The organism is Citrobacter sp. KH_055_1, from assembly GCF_057838705.1.
On the sequence record NZ_CM174473.1, the window covers coordinates 2,424,911 to 2,449,801 of the forward strand.

The 24,891-nt window shown below is 52.2% G+C and carries 28 protein-coding genes and 1 pseudogene; 16 read left to right on the forward strand and 13 right to left on the reverse strand.

The window, feature by feature from the left end; translation table 11 throughout:
- Window position 1: 1 nt before the first annotated feature.
- The 5 genes from rsxG to gstA all read left to right on the forward strand — a co-directional run bounded on the left by rsxG (window position 2) and on the right by gstA (window position 4,783).
- Complete coding sequence (rsxG, locus tag AC3ITF_RS11280) at window positions 2-622, forward strand: electron transport complex subunit RsxG (RefSeq protein ID WP_135912090.1); 621 nt, start codon at window positions 2-4, stop codon at window positions 620-622.
- Between the two features lie 3 nt (window positions 623-625).
- A complete protein-coding gene (locus AC3ITF_RS11285; RefSeq protein WP_115258563.1) occupies window positions 626-1,321 on the forward strand; it encodes an electron transport complex subunit E in 696 nt (231 codons plus the stop codon).
- Window positions 1,318-1,953 (forward strand): endonuclease III, encoded by a 636-nt coding sequence (gene nth / locus AC3ITF_RS11290; protein ID WP_096757138.1) that lies wholly within the window; start codon window positions 1,318-1,320, stop codon window positions 1,951-1,953. Before AC3ITF_RS11285 ends, nth begins: the two co-directional genes overlap by 4 nt.
- A gap of 614 nt (window positions 1,954-2,567) precedes the next feature.
- The gene (gene dtpA / locus AC3ITF_RS11295) at window positions 2,568-4,073 is read left to right on the forward strand and encodes a dipeptide/tripeptide permease DtpA (RefSeq protein ID WP_115258565.1); all 1,506 of its coding nucleotides are present in this window, start codon (window positions 2,568-2,570) and stop codon (window positions 4,071-4,073) included.
- 104 nt (window positions 4,074-4,177) lie between these two features.
- On the forward strand, window positions 4,178-4,783 hold the full coding sequence (gene gstA, locus AC3ITF_RS11300; protein ID WP_096757141.1) for a glutathione transferase GstA: 606 nt from the start codon (window positions 4,178-4,180) through the stop codon (window positions 4,781-4,783).
- 85 nt (window positions 4,784-4,868) lie between these two features.
- Here gstA and pdxY read toward each other — a convergent pair whose 3' ends face one another.
- The 5 genes from pdxY to anmK form a co-directional block, all read right to left on the reverse strand.
- Window positions 4,869-5,729: a pyridoxal kinase PdxY gene (pdxY, locus tag AC3ITF_RS11305; RefSeq protein WP_115258566.1), complete on the reverse strand. Its 861-nt coding sequence runs from the start codon at window positions 5,727-5,729 to the stop codon at window positions 4,869-4,871.
- Window positions 5,730-5,784: 55 nt separating this feature from the next.
- The gene (tyrS, locus tag AC3ITF_RS11310; protein ID WP_096757143.1) at window positions 5,785-7,059 is read right to left on the reverse strand and encodes a tyrosine--tRNA ligase; all 1,275 of its coding nucleotides are present in this window, start codon (window positions 7,057-7,059) and stop codon (window positions 5,785-5,787) included.
- A 126-nt stretch (window positions 7,060-7,185) separates the two neighbouring features.
- On the reverse strand, window positions 7,186-7,842 hold the full coding sequence (gene pdxH, locus AC3ITF_RS11315; RefSeq protein ID WP_096757144.1) for a pyridoxamine 5'-phosphate oxidase: 657 nt from the start codon (window positions 7,840-7,842) through the stop codon (window positions 7,186-7,188).
- A gap of 60 nt (window positions 7,843-7,902) precedes the next feature.
- Window positions 7,903-8,226: a C-type lysozyme inhibitor gene (gene mliC / locus AC3ITF_RS11320; RefSeq protein ID WP_096757145.1), complete on the reverse strand. Its 324-nt coding sequence runs from the start codon at window positions 8,224-8,226 to the stop codon at window positions 7,903-7,905.
- Between the two features lie 93 nt (window positions 8,227-8,319).
- Complete coding sequence (gene anmK, locus AC3ITF_RS11325; protein WP_115258567.1) at window positions 8,320-9,441, reverse strand: anhydro-N-acetylmuramic acid kinase; 1,122 nt, start codon at window positions 9,439-9,441, stop codon at window positions 8,320-8,322.
- Window positions 9,442-9,714: 273 nt separating this feature from the next.
- On the opposite strand from anmK, the gene slyB reads away from it, so the two are divergent.
- Entirely contained in the window at window positions 9,715-10,182 is a 468-nt protein-coding gene (slyB, locus tag AC3ITF_RS11330; RefSeq protein ID WP_096757147.1) for an outer membrane lipoprotein SlyB, read from the forward strand.
- 50 nt (window positions 10,183-10,232) lie between these two features.
- Here slyB and slyA read toward each other — a convergent pair whose 3' ends face one another.
- Entirely contained in the window at window positions 10,233-10,673 is a 441-nt protein-coding gene (slyA, locus tag AC3ITF_RS11335; RefSeq protein WP_269473706.1) for a transcriptional regulator SlyA, read from the reverse strand.
- Between the two features lie 193 nt (window positions 10,674-10,866).
- Here slyA and AC3ITF_RS11340 point away from each other — a divergent pair, with 193 nt between their 5' ends.
- From AC3ITF_RS11340 to AC3ITF_RS11350, 3 genes and pseudogenes are all read left to right on the forward strand, one after another.
- Window positions 10,867-11,103 (forward strand): DUF1656 domain-containing protein, encoded by a 237-nt coding sequence (locus tag AC3ITF_RS11340; RefSeq protein ID WP_096757148.1) that lies wholly within the window; start codon window positions 10,867-10,869, stop codon window positions 11,101-11,103.
- Between the two features lie 2 nt (window positions 11,104-11,105).
- The gene (locus AC3ITF_RS11345; RefSeq protein WP_117343063.1) at window positions 11,106-11,969 is read left to right on the forward strand and encodes an efflux RND transporter periplasmic adaptor subunit; all 864 of its coding nucleotides are present in this window, start codon (window positions 11,106-11,108) and stop codon (window positions 11,967-11,969) included.
- Window positions 11,966-14,006: pseudogene (locus AC3ITF_RS11350) on the forward strand (FUSC family protein). The gene AC3ITF_RS11345 and the pseudogene AC3ITF_RS11350 overlap by 4 nt, the downstream one beginning before the upstream one ends.
- Here the strand turns inward: AC3ITF_RS11350 and sodC are convergent.
- From sodC to AC3ITF_RS11365, 3 genes are all read right to left on the reverse strand, one after another.
- A complete protein-coding gene (gene sodC / locus AC3ITF_RS11355) occupies window positions 13,982-14,503 on the reverse strand; it encodes a superoxide dismutase [Cu-Zn] SodC (protein ID WP_115258570.1) in 522 nt (173 codons plus the stop codon). The pseudogene AC3ITF_RS11350 and the gene sodC overlap by 25 nt on opposite strands.
- 80 nt (window positions 14,504-14,583) lie before the next feature.
- Window positions 14,584-15,480 carry an aldo/keto reductase gene (locus tag AC3ITF_RS11360; RefSeq protein ID WP_181219710.1) on the reverse strand — a complete coding sequence of 299 codons (897 nt, stop codon included), beginning with the start codon at window positions 15,478-15,480 and terminating at the stop codon, window positions 14,584-14,586.
- Window positions 15,481-15,529: 49 nt separating this feature from the next.
- Window positions 15,530-15,769 carry a DUF1289 domain-containing protein gene (locus AC3ITF_RS11365; protein WP_115258572.1) on the reverse strand — a complete coding sequence of 80 codons (240 nt, stop codon included), beginning with the start codon at window positions 15,767-15,769 and terminating at the stop codon, window positions 15,530-15,532.
- Between the two features lie 101 nt (window positions 15,770-15,870).
- Between AC3ITF_RS11365 and AC3ITF_RS11370 the strand changes: the two genes are divergently transcribed.
- From AC3ITF_RS11370 to rnt, 4 genes are all read left to right on the forward strand, one after another.
- Window positions 15,871-16,470 carry a TetR/AcrR family transcriptional regulator gene (locus AC3ITF_RS11370; protein WP_117343060.1) on the forward strand — a complete coding sequence of 200 codons (600 nt, stop codon included), beginning with the start codon at window positions 15,871-15,873 and terminating at the stop codon, window positions 16,468-16,470.
- A gap of 58 nt (window positions 16,471-16,528) precedes the next feature.
- Window positions 16,529-17,626 (forward strand): alkene reductase, encoded by a 1,098-nt coding sequence (locus tag AC3ITF_RS11375; protein ID WP_135912092.1) that lies wholly within the window; start codon window positions 16,529-16,531, stop codon window positions 17,624-17,626.
- 97 nt (window positions 17,627-17,723) lie between these two features.
- On the forward strand, window positions 17,724-18,131 hold the full coding sequence (gene gloA, locus AC3ITF_RS11380; RefSeq protein ID WP_115258575.1) for a lactoylglutathione lyase: 408 nt from the start codon (window positions 17,724-17,726) through the stop codon (window positions 18,129-18,131).
- Between the two features lie 94 nt (window positions 18,132-18,225).
- Complete coding sequence (rnt, locus tag AC3ITF_RS11385) at window positions 18,226-18,873, forward strand: ribonuclease T (RefSeq protein WP_096757157.1); 648 nt, start codon at window positions 18,226-18,228, stop codon at window positions 18,871-18,873.
- A gap of 50 nt (window positions 18,874-18,923) precedes the next feature.
- Here rnt and grxD read toward each other — a convergent pair whose 3' ends face one another.
- Complete coding sequence (gene grxD, locus AC3ITF_RS11390; protein WP_003832760.1) at window positions 18,924-19,271, reverse strand: monothiol glutaredoxin 4; 348 nt, start codon at window positions 19,269-19,271, stop codon at window positions 18,924-18,926.
- Window positions 19,272-19,603: 332 nt separating this feature from the next.
- On the opposite strand from grxD, the gene AC3ITF_RS11395 reads away from it, so the two are divergent.
- Together AC3ITF_RS11395 and sodB are read left to right on the forward strand one after the other, a co-directional pair.
- A complete protein-coding gene (locus AC3ITF_RS11395; protein WP_117343058.1) occupies window positions 19,604-20,434 on the forward strand; it encodes a C40 family peptidase in 831 nt (276 codons plus the stop codon).
- Window positions 20,435-20,561: 127 nt separating this feature from the next.
- Window positions 20,562-21,143, forward strand: a complete 582-nt coding sequence (sodB, locus tag AC3ITF_RS11400; RefSeq protein WP_096757159.1) for a superoxide dismutase [Fe] — start codon at window positions 20,562-20,564, stop codon at window positions 21,141-21,143.
- A gap of 40 nt (window positions 21,144-21,183) precedes the next feature.
- Here the strand turns inward: sodB and AC3ITF_RS11405 are convergent, their stop codons facing one another.
- Window positions 21,184-22,353: an MFS transporter gene (locus AC3ITF_RS11405; RefSeq protein WP_115258577.1), complete on the reverse strand. Its 1,170-nt coding sequence runs from the start codon at window positions 22,351-22,353 to the stop codon at window positions 21,184-21,186.
- Between the two features lie 178 nt (window positions 22,354-22,531).
- Entirely contained in the window at window positions 22,532-22,621 is a 90-nt protein-coding gene (gene cydH, locus AC3ITF_RS11410) for a cytochrome bd-I accessory subunit CydH (RefSeq protein WP_072036634.1), read from the reverse strand.
- A gap of 297 nt (window positions 22,622-22,918) precedes the next feature.
- Between cydH and purR the strand changes: the two genes are divergently transcribed.
- Window positions 22,919-23,944: an HTH-type transcriptional repressor PurR gene (purR, locus tag AC3ITF_RS11415; RefSeq protein WP_096757161.1), complete on the forward strand. Its 1,026-nt coding sequence runs from the start codon at window positions 22,919-22,921 to the stop codon at window positions 23,942-23,944.
- A gap of 17 nt (window positions 23,945-23,961) precedes the next feature.
- Here purR and punR read toward each other — a convergent pair whose 3' ends face one another.
- On the reverse strand, window positions 23,962-24,873 hold the full coding sequence (gene punR / locus AC3ITF_RS11420) for a DNA-binding transcriptional activator PunR (protein ID WP_135912093.1): 912 nt from the start codon (window positions 24,871-24,873) through the stop codon (window positions 23,962-23,964).
- Window positions 24,874-24,891: the final 18 nt, after the last annotated feature.

A 24,891-nucleotide genomic window follows, 5' to 3' on the forward strand; every position in this document is an offset into this window, starting at 1 on the left:
TATGCTGAAAACGATTCGTAAACACGGTATCACTCTGGCACTCTTTGCCGCTGGCTCTACGGGCTTAACAGCGGCAATCAATCAGCTGACTAAGTCTACGATTGACGAGCAGGCAACGCTGCAGCAAAAAGCGCTGTTTGATCAGGTTCTGCCAACTGACCGCTACAATAATAATCTGCGCGACAGCTGTTATCTGGTCACGGCTCCGGCGTTGGGTAAAGGGATGCACCGTGTTTATATCGCCCGCCAGGACGAGCGACCGGTTGCTGCCATCCTCGAAGCCACCGCGCCAGACGGCTACTCCGGCGCGATACAACTGCTGGTTGGTGTCGATTTTAACGGTACCGTGCTGGGTACGCGGGTCACGGAGCATCATGAAACGCCAGGTCTGGGCGATAAAATCGAGCTTCGACTGTCCGACTGGATAACGCACTTTAGCGGCAAAACGATCTCTGCTGAAAACGATCCTCATTGGGCGGTGAAAAAAGATGGCGGTGACTTCGACCAGTTCACCGGTGCCACCATCACCCCCCGCGCAGTCGTCAATGCGGTGAAACGCGCGGGCCTGTATGCACAGACGTTGCCTGCACAACTTCCTCAACTTCCCGCCTGTGGAGAATAAACCATGAGCGAAATTAAAGACGTTATTGTTCAGGGATTGTGGAAAAACAACTCCGCACTGGTACAGTTACTTGGCATGTGCCCGCTGCTGGCAGTCACCTCTACCGCGACCAATGCCCTTGGGCTGGGACTTGCTACCACACTGGTTTTAACGCTAACCAACCTGACCATCTCTGCCCTGCGCCGCTGGACGCCGTCTGAGATTCGTATTCCTATTTATGTCATGATCATCGCGTCGGTAGTCAGTGCCGTACAGATGCTTATTAACGCCTACGCCTTCGGGTTGTATCAGTCGTTGGGGATCTTCATCCCGTTGATTGTGACCAACTGTATTGTGGTTGGTCGTGCCGAGGCCTTTGCGGCAAAAAAAGGCCCCGCACTCTCCGCGCTGGATGGGTTTTCCATCGGAATGGGGGCAACCGGTGCGATGTTTGTGCTGGGCTCACTGCGCGAGATTATCGGCAACGGCACGTTGTTTGATGGCGCTGATGGTCTGCTGGGTAGCTGGGCAAAAGTGCTGCGCATTGAGATTTTCCATACAGACACACCGTTCCTGTTAGCCATGCTGCCGCCAGGCGCGTTCATCGGGCTGGGGCTGATGCTGGCCATCAAGTATCTTATTGACGAGAAGATGAAGAAACGTCGCGCGCAGGCTGCGTTAACAGACGTTCCGGCGGGTGAAACAGGGAATGTGTCATGAACAAAGCAAAACGGCTGGAAATACTGACGCGCCTGCGCGATAACAATCCGCACCCCACCACCGAACTCAATTTTACGTCGCCGTTTGAGCTACTGATTTCGGTGCTGCTTTCGGCGCAGGCGACCGATGTCAGCGTCAATAAAGCCACCGCAAAACTGTACCCTGTCGCTAACACCCCAGCCGCGATGCTGGAACTCGGGGTCGACGGCGTAAAGTCTTATATTAAGACCATCGGATTGTTCAACAGCAAAGCGGAGAACGTGATTAAAACCTGCCGTATTTTGCTCGAACAGCACAATGGCGAGGTTCCGGAGGACAGAGCAGCACTGGAAGCGTTGCCTGGCGTCGGGCGTAAAACCGCCAACGTGGTGCTCAATACCGCCTTTGGCTGGCCCACTATCGCTGTCGATACTCATATATTTCGGGTGTGTAACCGAACACAATTCGCCCCAGGGAAAAACGTCGAGCAGGTCGAAGAAAAACTGCTGAAAGTCGTTCCCAGTGAATTTAAAGTCGACTGCCATCACTGGTTAATTCTTCATGGTCGCTACACCTGCATTGCCAGGAAGCCGCGCTGCGGCTCCTGTATCATTGAGGATCTCTGTGAATTCAAAGAAAAAGTCGACATCTAATGCTATCGGGGTAACGTTCGTTGCCCCTTATTACCATAACGATTAGTTATGCACTCTCCAATCGCTTAATCCCCGACAATGATGCCATGCTATTGCGTATATCTAATGCAATATTCTTGTGCTTTAACACCTGAGCAGGTTAATCGTTTTTTTAGTAGTAGAAATTTCTATTCATACGTGATCAAGATCACATTGATAATGTGATGTTAATTTTTCTTATTTTTATAGTTAAAATGACAATCAGATGACCTATTCCCGTCGATTCGATACAAAACATTACACTGGGTATTTTTCAGATAATGGCCTATATCACTGGATTCAACACTGAATAGCAGAACATATCGCCGCTTTGCCATTTTCGCCCCCATTGAACAGTGAAAAAAACTGCCATTTTTCAATTGAAGAAATTTAACGCTAGATAACATTTACCTGCCCCGATGATTTCACCACCCTGGATATATGTAACAGAGTATTACAAACCTCTTGTCTGAAGGGGCAAGATAGTGAACATTACTTGCCGTTTCCCCTCCCACTATAACAATCGGACGGATGAACTTGACTCATCACGTACCTGAACACCCCCGTAGATATGGGATGTAAAAAAAGAGGTAAAAGTGTCTACTGCAAACAATAAACCAACTGAAAGCGTGAGCTTAAACGCCTTCAAACAACCAAAAGCGTTCTATCTCATTTTCTCAATTGAGCTGTGGGAACGTTTTGGCTACTACGGCCTGCAAGGGATTATGGCCGTCTACCTGGTGAAACAACTGGGTATGTCAGAAGCGGATTCCATCACCCTTTTCTCCTCCTTTAGTGCCCTGGTTTACGGCCTGGTGGCTATTGGCGGCTGGTTAGGTGATAAAGTTCTGGGTACTAAGCGTGTCATTATGCTGGGTGCCATTGTACTGGCTATCGGTTATGCGCTGGTCGCATGGTCCGGTCATGATGCTGGTATCGTATATATGGGTATGGCGGCCATCGCGGTCGGTAATGGCCTGTTTAAAGCGAACCCATCTTCCCTGCTTTCTACCTGCTATGCCAAAGATGACCCGCGTCTTGATGGTGCATTTACTATGTACTACATGTCCGTCAACATCGGTTCATTCTTCTCAATGCTTGCTACTCCATGGCTGGCGGCACGATACGGCTGGAGCACCGCATTCGCACTGAGCGTCGTCGGGATGCTGATTACCGTCGTAAACTTCGCATTCTGCCAGCGTTGGGTTAAACAATACGGGTCTAAACCAGACTTTGAGCCGATCAACTTCCGCAACCTGCTGCTGACCATTGTTGGCGTGGTGGTGTTGATTGTTATCGCAACATGGTTACTGCACAACCAGGGCATTGCACGTATGGTTCTGGGCGTCGTGGCTATGGGTATCGTGTTTATCTTCGGTAAAGAAGCCTTCGCCATGAAAGGTGCCGCACGTCGTAAAATGATCGTCGCCTTCATTCTGATGCTGGAAGCGATTATCTTCTTCGTGCTGTACAGCCAGATGCCGACATCACTGAACTTCTTTGCAATTCGTAACGTTGAGCACTCTATTCTGGGCATCGCGTTCGAACCTGAGCAGTATCAGGCACTGAACCCGTTCTGGATCATCATTGGTAGCCCAATCCTTGCCGCTATCTATAACAAGATGGGTGACACCCTGCCAATGCCGACCAAGTTTGCTATCGGTATGGTGCTGTGTTCCGGTGCATTCCTGATCCTGCCGCTGGGTGCGAAATTTGCCACCGATGCGGGTATCGTTTCCGTTAACTGGCTGATCATTTGCTACGGTCTGCAGAGTATCGGTGAACTGATGATCTCTGGTCTGGGTCTGGCAATGGTTGCGCAGTTGGTACCACAGCGTCTGATGGGCTTCATCATGGGTAGCTGGTTCCTGACCACTGCCGGTGCAAACATCATCGGTGGCTATGTTGCTAACATGATGGCTGTACCGGAGAATGTGACCGACCCACTGATGTCTCTGGAAGTCTATGGTCGTGTGTTCCTGCAAATCGGTATTGCAACGGCAGTTATCGCTGTTCTGATGCTGCTGACGGCACCGAAGCTGAACCGTATGACTCAGGACGATGATGTCAGCGAGAAAGCCTCTAAGACCGCAACAGCGTAATTCTCAGGGAAACTTCTTTTCAGGCCGCTAACTGATGTTAGCGGCTTTTTTTTTGGCTGAGGTCGCACTACCATACGATATACCTCAGCCAAAAGGAGTTACCGATGAAACTGTTCTACAAACCGGGCGCGTGTTCTCTCGCTTCGCACATCACGCTTCGCGAAAGCGGTAAAGATTTCACCCTTGATGGTGTTGATCTGATGAAGAAACGCCTGGAAAACGGCGATGATTTTTTCGCGGTAAACCCAAAGGGACAAGTTCCTGCTCTGCTGCTGGACGATGGTACGCTACTAACCGAAGGCGTGGCCATCATGCAGTACCTGGCCGATTCGGTACCCGATCGCCAGCTTCTTGCCCCAACCAGCAGCCTCTCGCGTTACAAAACGCTGGAGTGGCTTAACTATATTGCGACAGAACTGCATAAAGGCTTTACGCCATTATTCCGTCCCGATACGCCGGAAGAGTACAAGCCGACCGTACGCGCACTGCTAGAGAAAAAAATGCAGTATGTGAACGATTCACTGCAGGACAACCCGTGGATCTGCGGCCAGCGTTTTTCCATTGCAGATGCTTATCTGTTCACCGTACTGCGTTGGGCGTATGCCGTGAAATTGAATATGGCAGGATTAAGCCATATCGAAGCCTATATGGCGCGGATGGCTGAGCGCCCGGCAGTGGCAGCGGCGCTTAAGGCAGAAGGGTTAAATTAATGGTTGTTGCCGGGTGGCGCTTGCTCACCCGGCCTACAGCCAAACAAACGTAAGCCCGATAAGCGTGAGCGCCATCGGGCATTAATTACAGCTGCGTAGCGCTAAAATAGTGTTCTGGTTTTGCAATGCGATCCTGTGCAGCAACGACCTGCAGTTCATACTCATGCATCTCTTTGGTCGCAATCATAATCTCATACACCGCCGCCGTTACATGCTCAAGCGCCTGCTGCACCGTCGCGCCCTGTAACAGTTTTACCAGTAGCAAACCGCTGGTCACATCACCCACACCCACAGGCTGACGCGCACCAAAATCCACCAGCGGACGACTGATATGCCACGCCTGCTCAGCGGTGACCAGCAGCATCTCGAAACGGTCAGGACTCATCCCTGCGCGAGCAAGATGTTTCACCAGCACCACCTCAGGCCCTTGAGCAATCAGCTCACGCGCCGCTAATACCGCTTCATCAACGTTGGTCACCGCGTGCTCGCAAAGGATCTCAAGCTCTACCAAATTAGGCGCGATAATATCGCTGGCCGGCAACGCGTGGCGCACGTGAAACTCGGCGACGCCCGGTGCGACAATACAGCCTTTTTCCGGATGTCCCATCACGGGGTCGCAGAAATACTTCGCCTGTGGATTAGCCGACTTTACCTGACGGACAATTCCCAGAATATGTTCGCCCTGCTCTGCTGAACCGAGGTAGCCGCTCAGCACTGCATCACAAGTTTTAAGTTTATCGATATCGGCAATACCCTGGACAATTTCGGTCAGGTGGCTGGGCGGCATCACGCAGCCGGTCCATTTGCCGTATTGGGTATGGTTAGAGAACTGAACGGTATTAAGAGGCCAGACGTTGGCGCCAAGACGGCGCATCGGAAATTCTGCTGCACTGTTGCCCGCATGACCAAAAACAACGTGGGACTGGATGGCGAGGATATTCTTCATTTTTTTACCTGAACAAAAATAAGGGAGTGATTTCTCACTCCCATTCCTTAACGCATTATTTCCAGCAAATCAGACAATAGTTCTTTTTGCCGCGGCGCAGTAACGTGTAGCGCCCAAACAAAATGTCACTGTCCTGGAAGAAGTATTCCGGATCTGACTGTTTTTCACCGTTGATGGTTACCGCATTCGACGCAATGGTCTTACGCGCCTGGCCGCGAGACGGCTGCAGTTCTGAGTCCACCAGCGCCTGCATCAGATCGGCACCTTTTTCCATTTCGATCATCGGCACGCCATCCTGGGCCAACTGCTCGAAGTCAGCTTCGCTGAGATCGCTTAAGTTCCCGTTGAACAGGCATTCGGTAATGCGTTTTGCCGCCACCAGACCTTCTTCACCGTGAACCAGACGCGTAACCTGCTCCGCCAGAACATACTGGGCACGCGGCGCTTTACCGCTGTTCTTATCTTCTTCTTCCAGGGCATTGATCTCTTCAATGTCCATAAAGGTGAAGAATTTAAGGAAGCGATAGACATCAGCATCGGCTGTGTTAATCCAGAACTGGTAGAACTTGTACGGACTGGTTTTCTTCGGATCCAGCCAGACTGCGCCACCTTCCGTTTTACCGAACTTGGTCCCGTCTGCTTTGGTGATCAGCGGAACCGTCAGGCCGAACACCTGATTCTGGTGTAAACGTCGGGTCAGATCGATACCGGAGGTAATGTTACCCCACTGGTCAGAACCCCCGATTTGCAGCGCCACACCGTGCAGTTTGTTCAGGCAGGCGAAGTCATACCCTTGCAGCAGGTTGTAAGAAAACTCGGTAAAGGAGATGCCCTGATCGTCACGGTTCAGACGCTGCTTCACCGCTTCTTTGTTGATCATCTGGTTCACAGAGAAATGCTTGCCGATATCACGCAGGAAAGTCAGTACATTCATACCGCCAAACCAGTCGTAGTTGTTCGCAGCAATCGCGGAGTTGTCGCCACAGTCGAAATCGAGGAACGGTGCAACCTGTTTGCGGATTTTATCCACCCACTCTTGCACGGTGTCTTCGGTATTCAGTTTACGCTCGGCGGCTTTAAAGCTCGGGTCACCAATCAGACCGGTTGCACCACCTACCAGTGCGACAGGCTTATGGCCTGCCTGCTGGAAGCGTTTCAGGCATAACAATGGAACCAGATGCCCCAAATGCAAGCTGTCAGCGGTAGGGTCGAAGCCGCAATAGAGCGCGATCGGGCCTTGCGCCAGTCGCTCTGCTAACGCTTCTTCGTCCGTCACCTGGGCCACCAGCCCCCGCTCTTGCAATTGTTTAATCAAGTTACTGCTTGCCATCAAAATCTCCATGTATAAAACGACTGCACCTTTGCCGGTACACGACTTTTCGCCTGATGCGAAAGAGACATAGAATAAAGCGCCGGATTCATCAGTGCCAGCGCTTAAAACAAGAATTTTGCATCTTTAGGGAGCCAGGCGATCGATTTTCCACGCGTTGTCTTCACGCTGGTATAAAAAACGATCGTGTAAGCGGTTTTCGCCGCCCTGCCAGAACTCCATTTGCTCAATACTCACGCGAAAACCGCCCCAGAAACTTGGCAGCGGGACTTCCCCCTGCTGAAACTTCTGCTTCAGTTCAAGAAATTTGCTTTCGAGAATACCGCGTGCGGAGATACGACTGGACTGTTTTGATACCCAGGCGCCAATTTGGCTGTCGCGTGGGCGACTGTGGAAGTACTTCACTACCTCAAGCGTAGAAAGACGTTCGGCCTTACCAATCACCATCACCTGCCGTTCCAGCGTATGCCACGGAAACAGCAGGCTAATGCGGGGGTTATGCTCTATCTGGTGCGCCTTACGGCTGCCCATGTTGGTATAAAATACCAAACCTTTGTCATCATAATGTTTGAGCAACACGATGCGCTGGTACGGCTGGCCGTTTTCATCAACGGTGGCCACTACCATGGCAGTCGGATCGGCGAGTTTGGCGTCACAGGCTTGTCCGAGCCAGCGCTCAAAAAGCGCAAGCGGCTCGGCGGGAAGATCGCGGCGGCGAAGACCGCCTTTCGTGTATTCACGGCGCAGATGCGCGATTTGCTGCAATTCGTCGTTATCAGACATGATGTTTGGGCTACGGATTGTCAGTGGGTGACGCTATTGTGCGCCGCCCAGGTGAAAATCTCAACGCTTCGGGTTCTGTAACTGACAGTTATTTAACACAACTCTGTCACGTTTATAGACCGTCGCGCTGTCGCCTTTAGACCAGAAGACATAGATGCCATCGGTGTAACGCGCGCCCGATGCTGATACACCCTGTTTAAGATTCACTAACTGATTATCGTAAACAAAGCTTGCCGTTTGTTGGGTATTGTTCAATTTCACGGTCAGCGGTTTTTCATCACAGCGATATTCGAGGGTATCCGTTTGCATACGCTCGACAAATTGGTTGTAGACACTACAGCCGGTAAGCAGTACCGGCAAACATACCAATAACAGTTTTTTCATAGCTCTATCCTGAAGACATTCCTGGTCCCGGAGGGGAATAACCCCCTCCCTAACATCCCTAGTTTACCGGCATCGTCGCCAGGATAATTTCAGTTAACTCTGAGTTCGTGGGTTTGCGGGAAAAATAGCGCCTAAAACGCTGGATTCCGTCGCACCGGTAACTGAGGGTAAATTGCCAGGTAATCCCGCCAGCGTGCGCCATGCCAGCCAGGCAAAAGCTAACGCTTCCATATCATCCCCGCTAATACCGGCTTCATCGGTCGAGGTCACTTCCGTGCCGGGCAACAGTGCCGCCAGGCGCATCATCAGCAGCGGATTACGGCTTCCACCGCCGCAGACCATCAAGCGCTCGCAGCCACCGCTCAACAGGACCTGCTCGGATATCGTCACCGCCGTCAGTTCAGCAAGCGTCGTCTGCACATCACGTGCGGCCAGTCCCGGGAACTGCGCCAGATGACGTTCGATCCAACCATAATTAAAGTACTCGCGGCCGGTGCTTTTAGGTGCCGGCGCGGCAAAATAGGGATCGCTCAGCATGCTTTGCAACAACGGAAGAATAACCGTACCTTCGCAGGCCCATTGCGCGTCTTTATCGTAAGGTTTTCCACATTGCCGCCAGATCCAGGCATCCATCAGCATATTACCTGGCCCGGTGTCATAACCTCGTACAGGGCGCTGAGGAATAAGCAGTGACAAATTAGCTATACCGCCGATATTCAACACCATCCGACGCTCAGTTGGGTGCGCCAACAGCGCCTGATGAAAAGCGGGAACCAGCGGTGCACCCTGCCCGCCTAGCGCAATATCACGACGGCGAAAATCGCCGACTACGGTGATGCCGGTATGCGCCACAATCTGGTTGTTGTCGCCAATTTGCAGGGTATGCGGCGCACTGCCTGTCGGCTCATGCCAGACGGTTTGTCCGTGGCAGCCAATTGCGACAATATCCTGCGGCTTTAATTTTTGCTGCGCCAGCAGCGCATTTACCGCCTCGGCGAATAAACGCCCCAATTGTGTATCCAGTTGCCCATACTGCGAGAGGGTGAGTTGCTGCCCCTGGCAGATATCGAGAATGGCCTGTTTCAAATGGAGAGGGATGGGCCAGGTCAGACTCGCCTGCTGCGCGACCATCGTTTCATCTATTGCTGCCAGCACAACATCAACACCATCAAGGCTGGTTCCAGACATAACACCGATAAAACGGCCCGATTTCATACGTCATCCTTTTAAACACGTTAGCCTTGACACTCAACCATAAAGTGCTGATTAATTCCATGCTTCGTTGATGATTTTTGATGGCTAATCATGACAAGCTGCCATCTATTCAATCAATTTGATGAATGATTCGTTTATACTCAGTTAACCTGATTTCGGTTAAGATTTTCATACTGTTCCAGTAGAACATGTGACCTTAGGCTCACAAATGCCATATAATTTAACCATGAAGGGTGCTTTATTAGCGTTTCGTGGTGTAAAGGAGAGTTATAAATGATTAAACGTGCACTGATTGTTTCATTAATGGGATTATCTTTAGCGGGTTGTGTTAACAGTGATAGTCTTTCAGGTGACGTGTATACCGCATCCGAAGCGAAACAGGTGCAGAACGTAACCTACGGTACGATCGTTCATGTCCGTCCGGTGCAAATTCAGGGTGGCGATGATGCCAACGTCATCGGCGCGATCGGCGGCGCTGTACTCGGTGGATTCCTTGGTAACACCGTCGGCGGCGGTTCTGGTCGTTCATTAGCTACGGCGGCAGGTGCGGTTGCAGGCGGCGTAGCAGGTCAAAGCGTCCAGGGTGCGATCAATAAAACACAGGGTGTGGAACTGGAAATCCGTAAGGATGACGGGAACACCATTATGGTGGTGCAGAAACAAGGCGCGACCAAATTCGCTTCAGGTCAGCGTGTTGTGATGGCCAGCAACGGCAAAGAAGTTACCGTTTCTCCGCGCTAATCGAATTTACGTGTGGTCAGTCAGATACTGGCCACACGTAGATTTTCGCATCAGCCCTGAGACTGTAGCTCAATAATATTGTGTTCCAGTCGGGCAACCAGTTTAATCAGCAGATTAATTTCCTCGGTTGAAATCCCTTCCAGAATCTCTCCGCGCGTTTTGTTGATAACCGCTTCCATATCAGCGATCAGCGGCTCGGCTTTCTCCGTCAGTTTAATTCTCTTTGCTCGACGATCGCTGGCGCAAGTCTGTCGTGAAATGAGTCCCTTTTCTTCCAGTTGGTCGAGCGTACGCACCAGAGAAGGCTGCTCAATCCCTATCGCTTTAGCCAGCTGGATCTGCGATTGATCCGGTGGCAGCTGATGAATGTTGTGCAGCGTCACCCAATGCGTCTGCGTCAACTCCAAAGGCTTCAGGCGATGGTCAATCAGAGCACGCCAAATGCGCACCAACCGTGCCAGATCAGAACCTAGTGGCGATTCCAATTTCATCTCCTTATAATTAGCTTGCTAAGTTGTTATGCTGATTTTAGAATAGTGTGCAGCATTTGTATTCCCAAAACAAATGTATTGCCAAATTTGCTTACCGGATGACATTTTTTCAGACATTATGCGTTAAAGAGACTGATTGTCCCTTTTTTTGCTAAACCTATAGCAATGCTCTCTTCCGTCAAGGATTTTGCCCGTGAAGTTTATGTTTAATGCAACAGGATTGCCCCTACAAGATTTAATGATCGGTGCATCTGTCTACTTCCCTCCACTTTTCAAAGCGTTTATCTGCGGATTTATCTTCTGGTTGGTTGTTCATCGCGTACTGCGCGACTGGATGTACTCCGGCGAAATCTGGCATCCCTTGTTAATGGATCTGTCGCTCTTTGCGCTTTGCGTGTGTCTGGGCTTTGTTATGCTGATTGTGTGGTGATTATGTCGCTCAAAACCGTTAAATACTTCTCCACTATTATAGTCGCAGTTGTTGCCGTTCTCGCGGGTTGGTGGATGTGGAATTATTATATGCAGTCCCCCTGGACGCGCGATGGCAAAGTTCGTGCGGAGCAGGTCAGTATCACCCCACAGGTTTCCGGCAGCATTACCCAACTCAATATTAAAGATAATCAGTTTGTTAATGCAGGCGACGTGCTGTTTGTTATCGATAAGACGCCGTTTCATATTGCTGAACTGAATGCACAGGCGCAGCTGGCGAAAGCACAGTCCGATCTGGCAAAGGCTAATAACGAGGCCAATCGCCGCCGTCATCTGTCGCAAAATTATATCTCTGCCGAGGATCTGGACACGGCCAACCTCAACGTGAAAGCGATGCAGGCAAGCGTGGAGGCAGCCCAGGCCCAATTACGGCAAGCGCAGTGGCAATTGACCCAAACGGAAGTTAAAGCTCCAGTCGCTGGTTGGGTGACGAATCTTTCTACACGCGGTGGCGATTATGCCAGTACCGGTAAACCCCTGTTTGCGCTGGTCGACAGTCGTTCATTTTATGTGATGGGCTATTTTGAAGAAACCAAGCTACGCCATATTCGCGAGGGCGCACCGGCGCTGATTACATTGTACAGCGGCAATATAAAGTTACAGGGTCACGTTTCCAGTATTGGTCGTGCGATTTACGATCAAAGTGTAGAGAGTGATTCCGGTCTGATTCCTGACATCAAACCCAACGTACCGTGGGTGCGTCTGGCGCAACGGGTGCCCGTGCGTATCGAATTTGACGCACTACCGCACGATGTCACACTGGTTTCAGGTACCACCTGCAGCGTGTCGATTGGTCAGAAAAAATGAAACGGCTTCACCTGACGCCGGGCAATTTACCGTGGTTGAAAGCCACCGCGGCACAGTGGCGTTACGCGCTGCGAAACACCATCGCGATGTGCCTGGCGTTAACATTCGCCTATTACCTGAATCTGGATGAACCCTACTGGGCGATGACCTCCGCTGCGGTGGTTAGCTTTCCCACCGTGGGCGGTGTCATCAGCAAAAGTCTGGGCCGCGTGGCAGGCAGTTTGCTTGGTGCCACGGCGGCATTGATTATTGCTGGCCACACCCTCAATGAACCGTGGTTATTTTTACTCAGCATGTCGGCCTGGATTGGTTTATGCACCTGGGCCTGCGCGCACTTTACCAATAACGTGGCCTACGCGTTTCAACTGGCAGGCTACACCGCGGCTATTATTGCGTTTCCGATGGTCAACACCATTGAGGTTACGCAACTGTGGGATATTGCCCAGGCGCGCGTGTGCGAAGTGATGGTCGGGATACTCTGCGGGGGCATGATGATGATGATCCTGCCCAGCACGTCTGATGGTACAGCGTTGCTGACGGCGCTGAAAAACATGCACGCGCGTTTGCTGGAACATGCCCGCTTACTCTGGCAACCCGAAACCACCGATGCGATCCGCTCAGCCCACGAAGGGGTAATCGGCCAGATTCTGACCATGAATCTGCTGCGTATTCAGGCATTCTGGAGCCACTATCGCTTTCGACGGCAGAATGCCCTGCTCAATTTACTGCTGCATCAGCAACTGCGTCTGACCAGCGTGATCTCCAGCCTGCGCAGAATGCTGCTTAACTGGCCAAATCCTCCTGCTCACACCCGGGAAGTCATCGAACAGCTACTCAGTGCACTGGTGAAATCCGATACCGATAGCTACACGGTAGCCCGCATTATTGCCCCCCTGCGTCCGCAGGACTCCCACGACTACCGGCATGTCGCCTTCTGGCAACGGCTACGTTATTTCTGCCGAATTTACCTGCAAAGCAGCCATTATCTGCATTTGCTGGAAAAAGGCGTGACCGCCGAGCGCATTAGCGTGAACCGCACGCCGGGCCTGGCCCGCCATACCGACAACGCGGAAGCCATCTGGAGTGGGTTACGTACCTTCATCACATTGATGGTGATTGGCGCGTGGAGCATCGGCGCACAATGGGAATCCGGCGCGGGTGCGCTGACGCTGGCGGCGATTAGCTGCGTACTGTATTCCGCCGTTGCCACCCCGTTCAAATCACTCTCACTGCTGATGCGCACGTTAGTGCTGCTGTCATTGTTCAGCTTTGTGGTGAAGTTCGGTCTGATGGTACAAATTACCGACCTGTGGCAATTCATTCTGTTTCTCTTCCCACTGCTCGCCACCATGCAACTGCTAAAGCTGCAAATGCCTGCTCTGGCGGGGCTTTGGGGGCAGTTGATCGTCTTTATGGGATCGTTTATCGCCGTAACCAATCCGCCGGTGTATGACTTCGCCGATTTCCTGAATGATAATCTGGCAAAAATAACCGGCGTAGCGTTATCCTGGTTGGCCTTTGCTATCCTGCGGCCAGGCTCAGACGCGAGAAAGAGTCGTCGTCATATTCGCGCCCTGCGCCGGGATTTTGTCGATCAGCTCAGTCGGCATCCGGCACACAGCGAAAATGAATTTGAGTCGTTAACCTATCATCATGTCAGCCAGCTCAGTAACAGCCAGGATGCGCTGGCGCGTCGGTGGTTATTACGCTGGGGCGTCGTGTTGCTGAACTGCACGCATGTGGTGTGGCAGCTGCGCGCCTGGGAAGCGCGCTCCGATCCGTTGGCCCGCGTCAGGGACGTGTGTATTTCACTGCTGCGCGATGTGATGAGCGAGCGTGGCGTCCAGCAGCGTCCACTGAATGCCACGCTTAACGAGTTACAGCGCATCTGCGATACGCTTGCCCATCATCATCAGCCTGCCGCACAAGAGCTGGCGGCGCTTATCTGGCGTTTACACTGTTCGTTGTCTCAGCTTGAACAGGCTCCGCCGCCAGGCACGCTGAGCCGTTGATTATTTGATAACCCCGCAGGCGTAACGCGCCCCGCCACCGCCTAGAGGTTTTGGCTGATCGGACATGTTATCGCCACCCACATGGACCATCAGCGCCTTACCTTTGACCTCATCCAGTGATTTCAGGCGTGGGGCGGTAACAGCCGTTGTGGCGTGACCTTCGGCATTGACCACCAGCAACGGTAGGTCGCCCATGTGCCCAGCCCCCTCCGGACCTTCATGTTTTCCGGTTTTATGCGGGTCAAGATGTCCCCCTGCCGATTCAGCGGCAGAAGCTTTGCCTTCTTTAATCGCAGGCTGACAGCTGCCGTTGGCATGGACATGGAAACCATGTTCTCCTGGCGGCAGTGCTTTCAGGTCAGGCGTAAACGCCAGCCCTTGCGCAGTTTCAGAAATAGTTACTGAACCAATCGACTGACCTACCCCTTGCGAAGTCACCAGGTTCATCTCAACTTGCTCACTGGCAGCCTGTGCGCCCGCACAGGCCAGTAAGGTGATTATGGCGATACTCAAACGCTTCATACGACCTCCGTCACTATGTGTCTGACTGATAAGTGTAAACCAGTGACGCAATTTTGAGCGACGGAACGCCGAAAACGCGATTACGGTACGTCGTAACCCAGCGCGGCTTTACGGATACGGAACCATTGCTGGCGGGACATGGTTAACGATTCGGCCTCAATAGCAGCGCGAACACGCTCAATTTTCCCTGAGCCAATAATCGGCAGCGGCTGTGACGGTAGACGGAGGATCCACGCATAGACCACCTGCTCAATGGACTGCGCATTCAATTCTTGCGCAATGACGGCGAGTTCATTGCGCAGCGGTTGGAAAGCATCATCATTGAACAGTCGTCCACCACCCAGACAGGACCAGGCCATTGGCCGGATACGCAGTTGTTGCAGCTGATCTAAGGTGCCATCCAGCAGCAGTGGCTGATGCACCGGGGAAATCTCAACCTGATTGGTTGCCAGCGTAAACGGCAGACGTGATTGCAACAGGGAAAACTGCGCAGGCGTAAAGTTAGACACGCCAAAGTGACGCACTTTGCCGCTATGATGCAGTTTCTTAAACGCTTCAGCCACTTCGTCGGCATCCATCAGCGGATCGGGACGATGGATCAAGAGCAGATCAATATGGTCGGTCGCCAGCAGTTTCAGCGACTGCTCCGCGCTGGCAATAATATGGTCGCTGTCGGTGATGTAGTGACCGAGGGTATTTTCCGCCCGTGCCGTGGTGGCAATACCGCATTTGGTCACGATCTGCATTTTTTCACGCAGATGCGGAGCCAGCTTCATCGCCTCGCCAAACGCCGCTTCGCACTGGTATCCACCATAAATATCAGCGTGATCGACGGTGGTTACGCCCAGGTCAAGATGTTCTTCAATAAAGCTGACGAGCTGGCGCGCGGACATATTCCAGTCCATCAGCCGCCAGTACCCCATGACAAAGCGAGAAAATTCCGGGCCTTGCGGCGCAATAGTAATACGCTGAACCATAGCAGCTTCCTTAACAATGAGTGTGCATCGAGTATACGCAATTACGCTTTTAAAAGAGTGAAGGTTGTTGCGGTTCTTCTGGCGGGCTGGGTTTGTTTGCACGTAATTTACGCATCAGACGCTGACGACAAAGACGCAGCACATCCTGCTTTTCGGCATCGCTCATTTTCTGCCAGTTAAAGCGCTCATCCCGGCTACGAAAACATCCACGGCAAAAGCCGCGTTCGTCGGACTGGCAGATCCCACGGCACGGGCTCTGGACGGGGAAAAACTCCAGCTGTTCGGCCACATCCCCTCCTTACGTAAGATAGTTATACCTATTGAAGACGCTAACTGAATTTCTGGCAAGCGCTATTGCATTAGACCGACTGGTCTATTACACTCCATGCCATGAACAAAGCAACTGAACACGACACACGCGAACATCTTCTGGCAACCGGCGAGCAGCTTTGCATGCAGCGCGGTTTCACCGGTATGGGTTTAAGCGAACTGCTGAAAACCGCCGAGGTGCCCAAAGGGTCGTTTTACCACTATTTTCGCTCTAAAGAAGCGTTTGGTGTTTCCATGCTTGAACGCCATTACGCGGCCTACCACCTTCGGCTGGCCACACATTTAGCATCGGGTGCCGGTAACTACCGCGACAGAATCCTCGCCTACTATCAGGAAACCCTGAATCAGTTTAGTCAACACGGCATTATTAGCGGTTGCTTAACGGTCAAACTGTCGGCTGAAGTATGCGATCTCTCTGAAGATATGCGTACGGCGATGGATAAAGGCGCTCGGCACATTATTACCCTGCTGGCGCAAGCGCTGGAAAAAGGTCGCGACACACACTGCCTGTCGTTTAGCGGCGAACCGCTGCAGCAAGCGCAAGTGCTGTATGCGCTGTGGCTCGGGGCCAACCTGCAGGCCAAGATGTCTCGCAGTGCCACCCCACTGGAAAATGCGCTGGCACACGTTAAAAACATTATTGCAACGCCTGCCGTTTAACAGGCGTTTTTATTTACCCAATTGCTAGACGACCGGTCTATTCATACCTGGAGTTAATATGTCATCTGAAAAATTGTTTTCCCCGCTGAAAGTAGGAGCCATCACGGCGGCCAACCGCGTATTTATGGCCCCACTGACGCGCCTGCGTAGCATTGAACCTGGCGACATCCCAACTCCGCTGATGGCCGAGTACTATCGCCAACGCGCCAGCGCTGGTCTTATCATCAGCGAGGCCACTCAGATATCTGCTCAGGCAAAAGGCTACGCCGGTGCGCCGGGATTACACAGCGCAGCACAAATTGAAGCCTGGAAAAAAATCACCGCCGCCGTCCACTCTGAACAAGGTCATATTGCCGTACAGTTGTGGCACACCGGTCGTATCTCTCATGTCAGCCTGCAGCCGAACGGACAACCGCCAGTTGCCCCTTCCGCCATCAGCGCCGGTACCCGTACCTCGCTGCGCGATGAAAACGGTCTGGCAACGCGTGCCGACACCTCAATGCCGCGCGCCCTGGAAACCGACGAAATCCCCGGCATCGTCAATGATTTCCGTCAGGCCATCGCCAACGCACGCGAAGCTGGCTTTGACATGGTTGAGCTGCACTCTGCCCATGGCTATTTGCTACACCAGTTCCTGTCACCCACCTCTAACCAGCGTACCGATCAGTACGGCGGCAGCGTCGAAAATCGTGCACGTCTGGTGCTGGAAGTCGTTGATGCCGGTATCAAAGAATGGGGCGCAGACCGGATTGGCATCCGCGTATCCCCTATCGGCTCTTTCCAGAACGTTGATAACGGCCCGAATGAAGAAGCCGATGCGTTGTACCTGATTGAACAGCTGGGTAAACGTGGTATCGCTTATCTGCACATGTCCGAACCAGACTGGGCCGGCGGAGAGCCGTATAGCGATGCGTTCCGCGAGAAAGTTCGCGCGCGTTTCCACGGTCCGATTATTGGTGCTGGTGCCTACACCCCGGAAAAAGCAGAAGCGCTGATTGAGAAAGGGTTGATCGACGCCGTCGCCTTTGGCCGCGCCTATATTGCCAACCCGGATTTGGTCGCACGTTTGCAGCACAAAGCAGAACTGAACCCACAGCGCGCAGAGAGTTTCTACGGCGGCGGTGCAGAGGGTTACACGGATTATCCGACCCTGTAATTGCGCAATCTCCGTTCTGGCATTGATAGCGGCGCAACAACGCCGCTATACTAAAACAACATATTGAATGTACTAGCCATTTTTGAAGGGGAAAAAGATGCGTTTACTTCATACCATGCTGCGCGTAGGTGACCTGCAGCGTTCCATCGAATTTTACACCAACGTGCTGGGCATGAAGCTGCTGCGTACCAGTGAAAACCCTGAATACAAGTATTCTCTGGCCTTTGTCGGTTACGGTCCTGAGACCGATGAAGCCGTCATTGAGCTGACCTACAACTGGGGCGTCGACAAATATGACCTGGGCACTGCCTACGGCCACATTGCTCTGAGCGTAGACAACGCCGCAGAAGCCTGCGAGCGCATTCGTCAGAACGGCGGCAACGTGACGCGCGAAGCGGGTCCGGTCAAAGGCGGGACGACGGTTATCGCATTTGTAGAAGATCCGGACGGTTACAAAATCGAACTGATCGAAGAGAAAGACGCAGGCCGCGGCCTGGGTGACTAACCTCCCCTCGGGCGCAGATCGTCTGTGCCCGTAGTTTTATACTCATCATTTTGTCATAATACGCGCTGCAATTTTCCCGTATTAAGAGACCCAGATGTCCGATAACGCTCAACTTTCCGGTCTGTGTGACCGTTTTCGTGGTTTTTATCCTGTCGTCATTGATGTAGAAACAGCAGGATTTAACGCCAAAACCGATGCGCTGCTCGAGATTGCAGCCATCACGCTGAAAATGGATGAACAAGGCTGGCTGATGCCGGACATGACGTTGCATTTCCACGTCGAACCGTTTGAAGGGGCAAATCTGCAACCAGAAGCACTTGCGTTTAACGGTATTGATCCGAGCAACCCGCTGCGCGGCGCGGTCAGCGAATACGACGCCCTGCACGCCATCTTCAAAATGGTGCGTAAAGGCATCAAAGACAGCGGCTGCAATCGGGCGATTATGGTTGCGCATAATGCCACCTTCGATCACAGCTTCATGATGGCAGCCGCCGAACGCGCCTCGCTGAAGCGCAACCCATTTCACCCGTTTGTGACCTTTGACACTGCGGCCTTAAGCGGTCTTTCGCTCGGGCAAACCGTACTGTCTAAAGCGTGTCTGGCTGCAGGAATGGAGTTTGATGGCAACCAGGCGCACTCTGCGCTGTATGACACCGAACGGACGGCAGTGCTGTTTTGCGAAATCGTTAACCGCTGGAAACGCCTTGGTGGGTGGCCCCTGCCAATGCCTGAAGAGGCATAAGCGGACCATAAAAAAAGCGACCAGATTGGTCGCTTTTTCGTTTCTGCTGATTACTCAGCGTCCGGCTCTTCGGTTTTGTACTTCGCCGCAGTCTCTTTGATAAGCTGCTGCAATTCACCGCGCTGGTACATTTCGATTAAAATGTCGCAGCCGCCAACCAGCTCACCATCAACCCACAGCTGCGGGAAGGTTGGCCAGTTTGCGTATTTCGGCAACTCGGCGCGAATATCCGGGTTTTGCAGAATATCAACATAAGCAAAGCGTTCACCACAGGCAGACAGCGCCTGCACAGCCTGAGCGGAAAAACCGCAGCTTGGCAGTTTTGGAGAACCTTTCATGTACAGGAGAATCGGGTTTTCAGCGATCTGGCGCTGGATTTTTTCGATAGTGGTGCTCATTATCTTGCTTCCTTAACTTCTTTTACGGCAGTAGTCTGACATTGTAACGGGTCTGACTGACAACGGAAAATAACATTTTTCTTACGGTTATTATTTTATCGCCAGTCGCCATAAGTTGCATTCAGAATCTTACTTATCCCTTTTATGCACAAGGAATTGATTATCCCTTCGCCAGTATTGGCGTTGATTGCTGTTTTTTTTTGCGGTCGGTAACGAAACACTATTTTAAACAAAAAAAGCTATTAACTTTCCCCGTTTCTATAGATTAGAATCATCAAGTTTTGAAAATCACACGCAGGCATGATAGACCTGCCCTAACAGAGGACTGCTCAGTGGCGCGGATAAACCGGATCTCGATCACGCTCTGTGCTTTGCTTTTTACCACACTCCCTTTTACGTCAGTGGCCCATGCTTCCAAGCAGGCCAGGACGACACCTGCCGTTTCCCACACGCTCAAAACGGTAGATAAAAAGAAAAGCGCGACAGCCAGTAAAAAAGTCACACAAACCAGCAAGAAAACGGCAAAAAAAACCACCAGTAAATCCAGCACCAAAACCGCTTCCTCTTCCAAAAAACGCACCGCGACACCTGCAAAAACAACCAAAACGGTCAACCGTCGCAGTAAAGTCGCAACAACACAAACCGCTGCGGTCACCTGGACTGAAAAATGCACCCCGCGCAAAGGTCACAAGCCGCGCTGTGTAAAAGTAAAATCAACAGCCCCGGTAGCCCTCGCTGATGCCCATAAAGTGAAAGTGCAAAAAGCGACCAAAACCGCGATGTCTACTCTGATGAACCAGATCGGTAAACCCTACCGCTGGGGTGGCTCTTCGCCGAGAACCGGTTTTGATTGCAGTGGTCTGGTTTATTACGCGTATAAGGACCTGGTGAAGTTCCGCATTCCGCGTACTGCCAATGAAATGTACCACCTGCGCGACGCAGCACCGATCGACCGCGATGAACTGAAAAACGGCGATTTGGTCTTCTTCCGTACCCAGGGCCGCGGCACCGCCGATCACGTTGGTGTCTACGTTGGCAACGGTAAGTTTATTCAGTCACCACGTAGCGGTCAGGAGATCCAAATCACCTCCCTGAGTGAAGATTACTGGCAGCGCCACTATGTGGGCGCTCGTCGTGTCATGACGCCAAAAACAATTCGCTAAAATCTTACCCTACAGTATGTGCTGTAGGGTAAGTTCTTCTTTTGCATAACCTTTCAATTTGCTACCCTATCCTTACTCACAATGAGGCTATTGTGTGTACTCAATATAAATAATAAGGAGAGAAGCAATGTCGTTCGAATTACCTGCATTACCGTATGCCAAAGATGCTCTGGCGCCGCACATTTCTGCTGAAACGCTGGAATACCACTATGGCAAACACCACCAGACTTACGTTACTAACCTGAATAACCTGATCAAAGGCACGGCGTTTGAAGGCAAATCACTGGAAGAGATCGTACGTAGCTCTGAAGGTGGTGTGTTTAACAACGCGGCTCAGGTCTGGAACCACACCTTCTACTGGAACTGCCTGGCACCCAACGCGGGCGGCGAACCGACCGGTGAACTGGCTGAAGCCATTGTTGCATCTTTTGGTAGCTTCGCTGACTTCAAAGCGCAATTCACCGATGCGGCGATCAAAAACTTCGGCGCTGGCTGGACCTGGCTGGTAAAAGGTACTGATGGCAAACTGGCTATCGTTTCCACGTCAAATGCCGGAACACCGCTGACCACCGATGCAACGCCGCTGATGACCGTTGATGTGTGGGAACACGCCTACTACATCGACTATCGCAACGCGCGTCCTGGCTACCTGGAACATTTCTGGGCGCTGGTGAACTGGGAGTTTGTTGCGAAAAACTTCGCAGCATAAAAATGATAACGCAGAAGGGACTCCCTTCTGCGTTTTAGCGTTAGTTCGTGACGCTGCAGGCCTCGTCAGGCTGTTTTCTCGCGGAGACAAAGACCAGTAGCAACGCCATCCCAGCCACAATTGCCCCCATCACCGGGACAAAACTGTAACCTAAACCACCCGATATCACTGCGCCACCCGCCGCCGCACCTAGCGCATTCCCCAGATTAAACGCACCAATGTTGACCGAGGATGATAAGCCCGGCGCGTCGCTGGCAACGCGCATCACACGCATCTGTAACGGCGGAACTACCGCAAAGGTTGCCGCGCCCCAGACTACCATGCTGATGGCTGCACCCAATTCACTACGCGCCAGTAACGGGATTGCCAGCATAATCACCATCAATAGCAGTAAGAAGCCTTTCAGCGTGCCGTTGACTGAGCGGTCCGCCAGCTTGCCGCCCAGATAGTTACCGATTGAGAACCCGACGCCAATCAGCACCAGCATTCCGGTTACAAAGGCAGGCGTGGCATGGGTGATGCTATGTAGCACCGGTGAAATATAGGTATAGAGCGTGAACATCGCACCGGCGCCCAGCACAGTAGTCAGCAACGCTGACACCACCTGCGGGCGCATGAGCACCGCCAGCTCTCTGCGCACGTTCGGGCGCTCCCCTGCTCCGCCTTTCGGCAACGAGAAGAACAGGCTGACCATCGAGATAACCCCCAGACCCGCCGTTGCCATAAAGGACATGCGCCAGCCGATGGTTTCACCCAGCCAGGTCGCTGCAGGAACGCCACCAATATTGGCGATGGTGAGTCCCATAAACATGGTGGCGACAGCGCTGGCCTGTTTGTGCTTTGGCACCACGCTTGCCGCTACAACCGAGCCGAGACCAAAAAAGGCCCCATGGTTAAGACTGGTCAGAATACGCGACAGCATCAGAGTAGTGTAATCGGGAGATAACGCCGACAGCACGTTGCCGAGCGTAAAAATCGCCATCAGAAAAATCAGCGCATTGCGGCGCCCGCGATGAGAAAGCAATAAGGTCATTAACGGTGCACCGACCATCACCCCTACCGCATAGGCGCTAATTAGCATCCCTGCCGCCGGAATCGAGACATCGACGCCTTTAGCGATGACGGGTAATAACCCCATCGGAGAAAACTCTGTCGTGCCGATACCAAACGCCCCTATCGCCAGCGCCAGTAGTGGATAATTTATTTTCATACAGCGACTCCGTAACGTCGAGCCGTGGCACGACACAGAATAAGAGTCAAAAGCATGACATTGATCGCAAAAATAATAAAGTTAACAAAAATGCAAAAGACTTTTGCTTATTTGCAAACAATAGCAGTGGGGGGACGGGTTGGCGGGATGAGGGAGATAGCTCTCCCTCGGCGATACATCAATGCAGCGCGGCGGTTAAACCACTGGCAACAATCAAACCCAGAACAATAATGGTGGTGACTAACGAAAATTTCAGATCGGTGCTCATCAAGTTTTCTCCTTTTTATTCCCACACAAAAAGTGATATTGCGCATTTTTGCACACTTGAAGGTAAAAATCTCTCACGATTTATATTGATAAATGCTTTTAACTCTTCCCCTTTTCGTAAAGATCAGACAAAATTCCACGCTTACTTGATTAGCGTACCGGCCATTGACCCCTTCCTGACGTTCCGTGTCGTTTTCCTGGCGTACCGCAACCCTGATGTTGCGCGAAGGGTGTGTGAAGGCAAACGTTTACCTGGAGTATTCTCAGGAACTTAGGATATGGTCTGGAGTGAGATGTAATGGCAACAATTAAAGATGTAGCGAAGCGAGCAAACGTTTCCACTACAACCGTATCACACGTAATTAACAAAACACGCTTTGTCGCGGAAGAAACGCGCAATGCCGTCTGGGCAGCAATTAAAGAACTACATTATTCCCCAAGCGCGGTGGCACGCAGTCTGAAGGTGAATCACACTAAATCGATTGGCTTGTTGGCGACCAGCAGCGAAGCCGCCTACTTTGCGGAAATCATCGAAGCCGTTGAGAAAAACTGCTTCCAGAAAGGCTATACGCTGATTCTGGGCAACGCGTGGAACAGCCTCGAGAAACAGCAGGCCTACCTCTCCATGATGGCGCAGAAGCGCGTAGATGGTCTGCTGGTGATGTGTTCTGAATACCCGGAACCTCTGCTTTCCATGCTCGAAGAATATCGCCATATTCCGATGGTGGTGATGGATTGGGGCGAAGCCAAAGCCGATTTTACCGATACGGTCATCGATAACGCCTTTGAAGGCGGTTATATGGCAGGCCGTTATCTGGTTGAACGCGGTCATCGCGAGATTGGTGTGATCCCAGGACCTATGGAGCGTAACACCGGCGCCGGACGCCTGGCGGGCTTTATGAAGGCGATGGAAGAAGCGCTGATTAAAGTGCCTGACAACTGGATTGTCCAGGGCGATTTTGAGCCTGAATCCGGGTATCGCGCCATGCAGCAGATCCTCTCCCAGTCGCACCGCCCGACCGCCGTCTTCTGTGGTGGTGATATCATGGCGATGGGCGCGCTTTGCGCCGCTGACGAGATGGGCCTGCGCGTCCCGCAAGATGTGTCGCTGATTGGTTACGACAACGTGCGTAACGCCCGCTTCTTCACCCCGGCATTAACCACCATTCATCAGCCAAAAGATTCGCTCGGTGAAACGGCCTTTAACATGCTGTTAGACCGTATCGTGAATAAACGCGAAGAGTCACAGTCTATTGAGGTGCACCCGCGCCTGGTAGAACGTCGCTCCGTGGCCGATGGTCCGTTCCGCGATTATCGTCGATAATCTGTTGTGCGGGAGCCTTACTCTGGCTCCCGCAGCCACTCTTTATTCAACGTTTCACTGTCCCCTAAATAGTCCAGCAGCCATCTCAGTGCGGGTGACGTATCGTTTTGCTGCCAGGTCAGGCAACACGCGGCATCAGGAAAGGGATTTTCAAGCTGTAGTGCAACCCATTTTCCGCTGTCGATCCACGGTTTGGAAAAATGCGTTGGCACCATCCCAACACAGAGTCCAGCCGATAAACAGGTGGCAGATGACTCCCAGTCAGGCACTACCACCCTTTTTTGGTTATCCAGTAGCCAGGTAATACGTTTTGGCAACGTACGGGAGGTGTCTTCTCGTACCAGCGACGGCCAGTTGCGCAACGTATCGTCACTGAGCGGTCCCGGCATCGACGCCAGCGGATGATGACTTGCCACCACGCAGTTCCAGCTCAACATTCCCATATCGCGAAACGTATAGCGCCCCCCTACCGGAATAGCCTGCGTCGCGCCAATCGCCAACTCCACGCGCCCGTCCGATAACGCATCCCAGACGCCGTTAAACACCTCCTGAAAAACGATTAACTCCACATCATCAAAATGACGGTAGAAATCCACAATCATCTGTCGGGTCCGTTCCGGCCTGACAATATTATCGACGGCAATCGCCAGTTGCCCACGCCAGCCGTTGGCAATTTGCTGACATTGTTGGCGAGTGATCTGCATTTTTTTGATAACAGAGCGCCCTTCTTTTAAAAAACACGCCCCGGCGGGGGTTAATTCCACATCCCGATGGCGACGTTCGAAAAGAGGCACAGCCAGCCACTCCTCCAGTTGACGCACGGTATAGCTCACCGCCGAAGGCACGCGGTGCAACTCCTGGGCGGCAGAACTAAAGCTGCCGTTGCGTGCGACTGCATCCACCACTTCAAGGGAATATTCTGACCACATACTCTGCCTGCAAAAAAT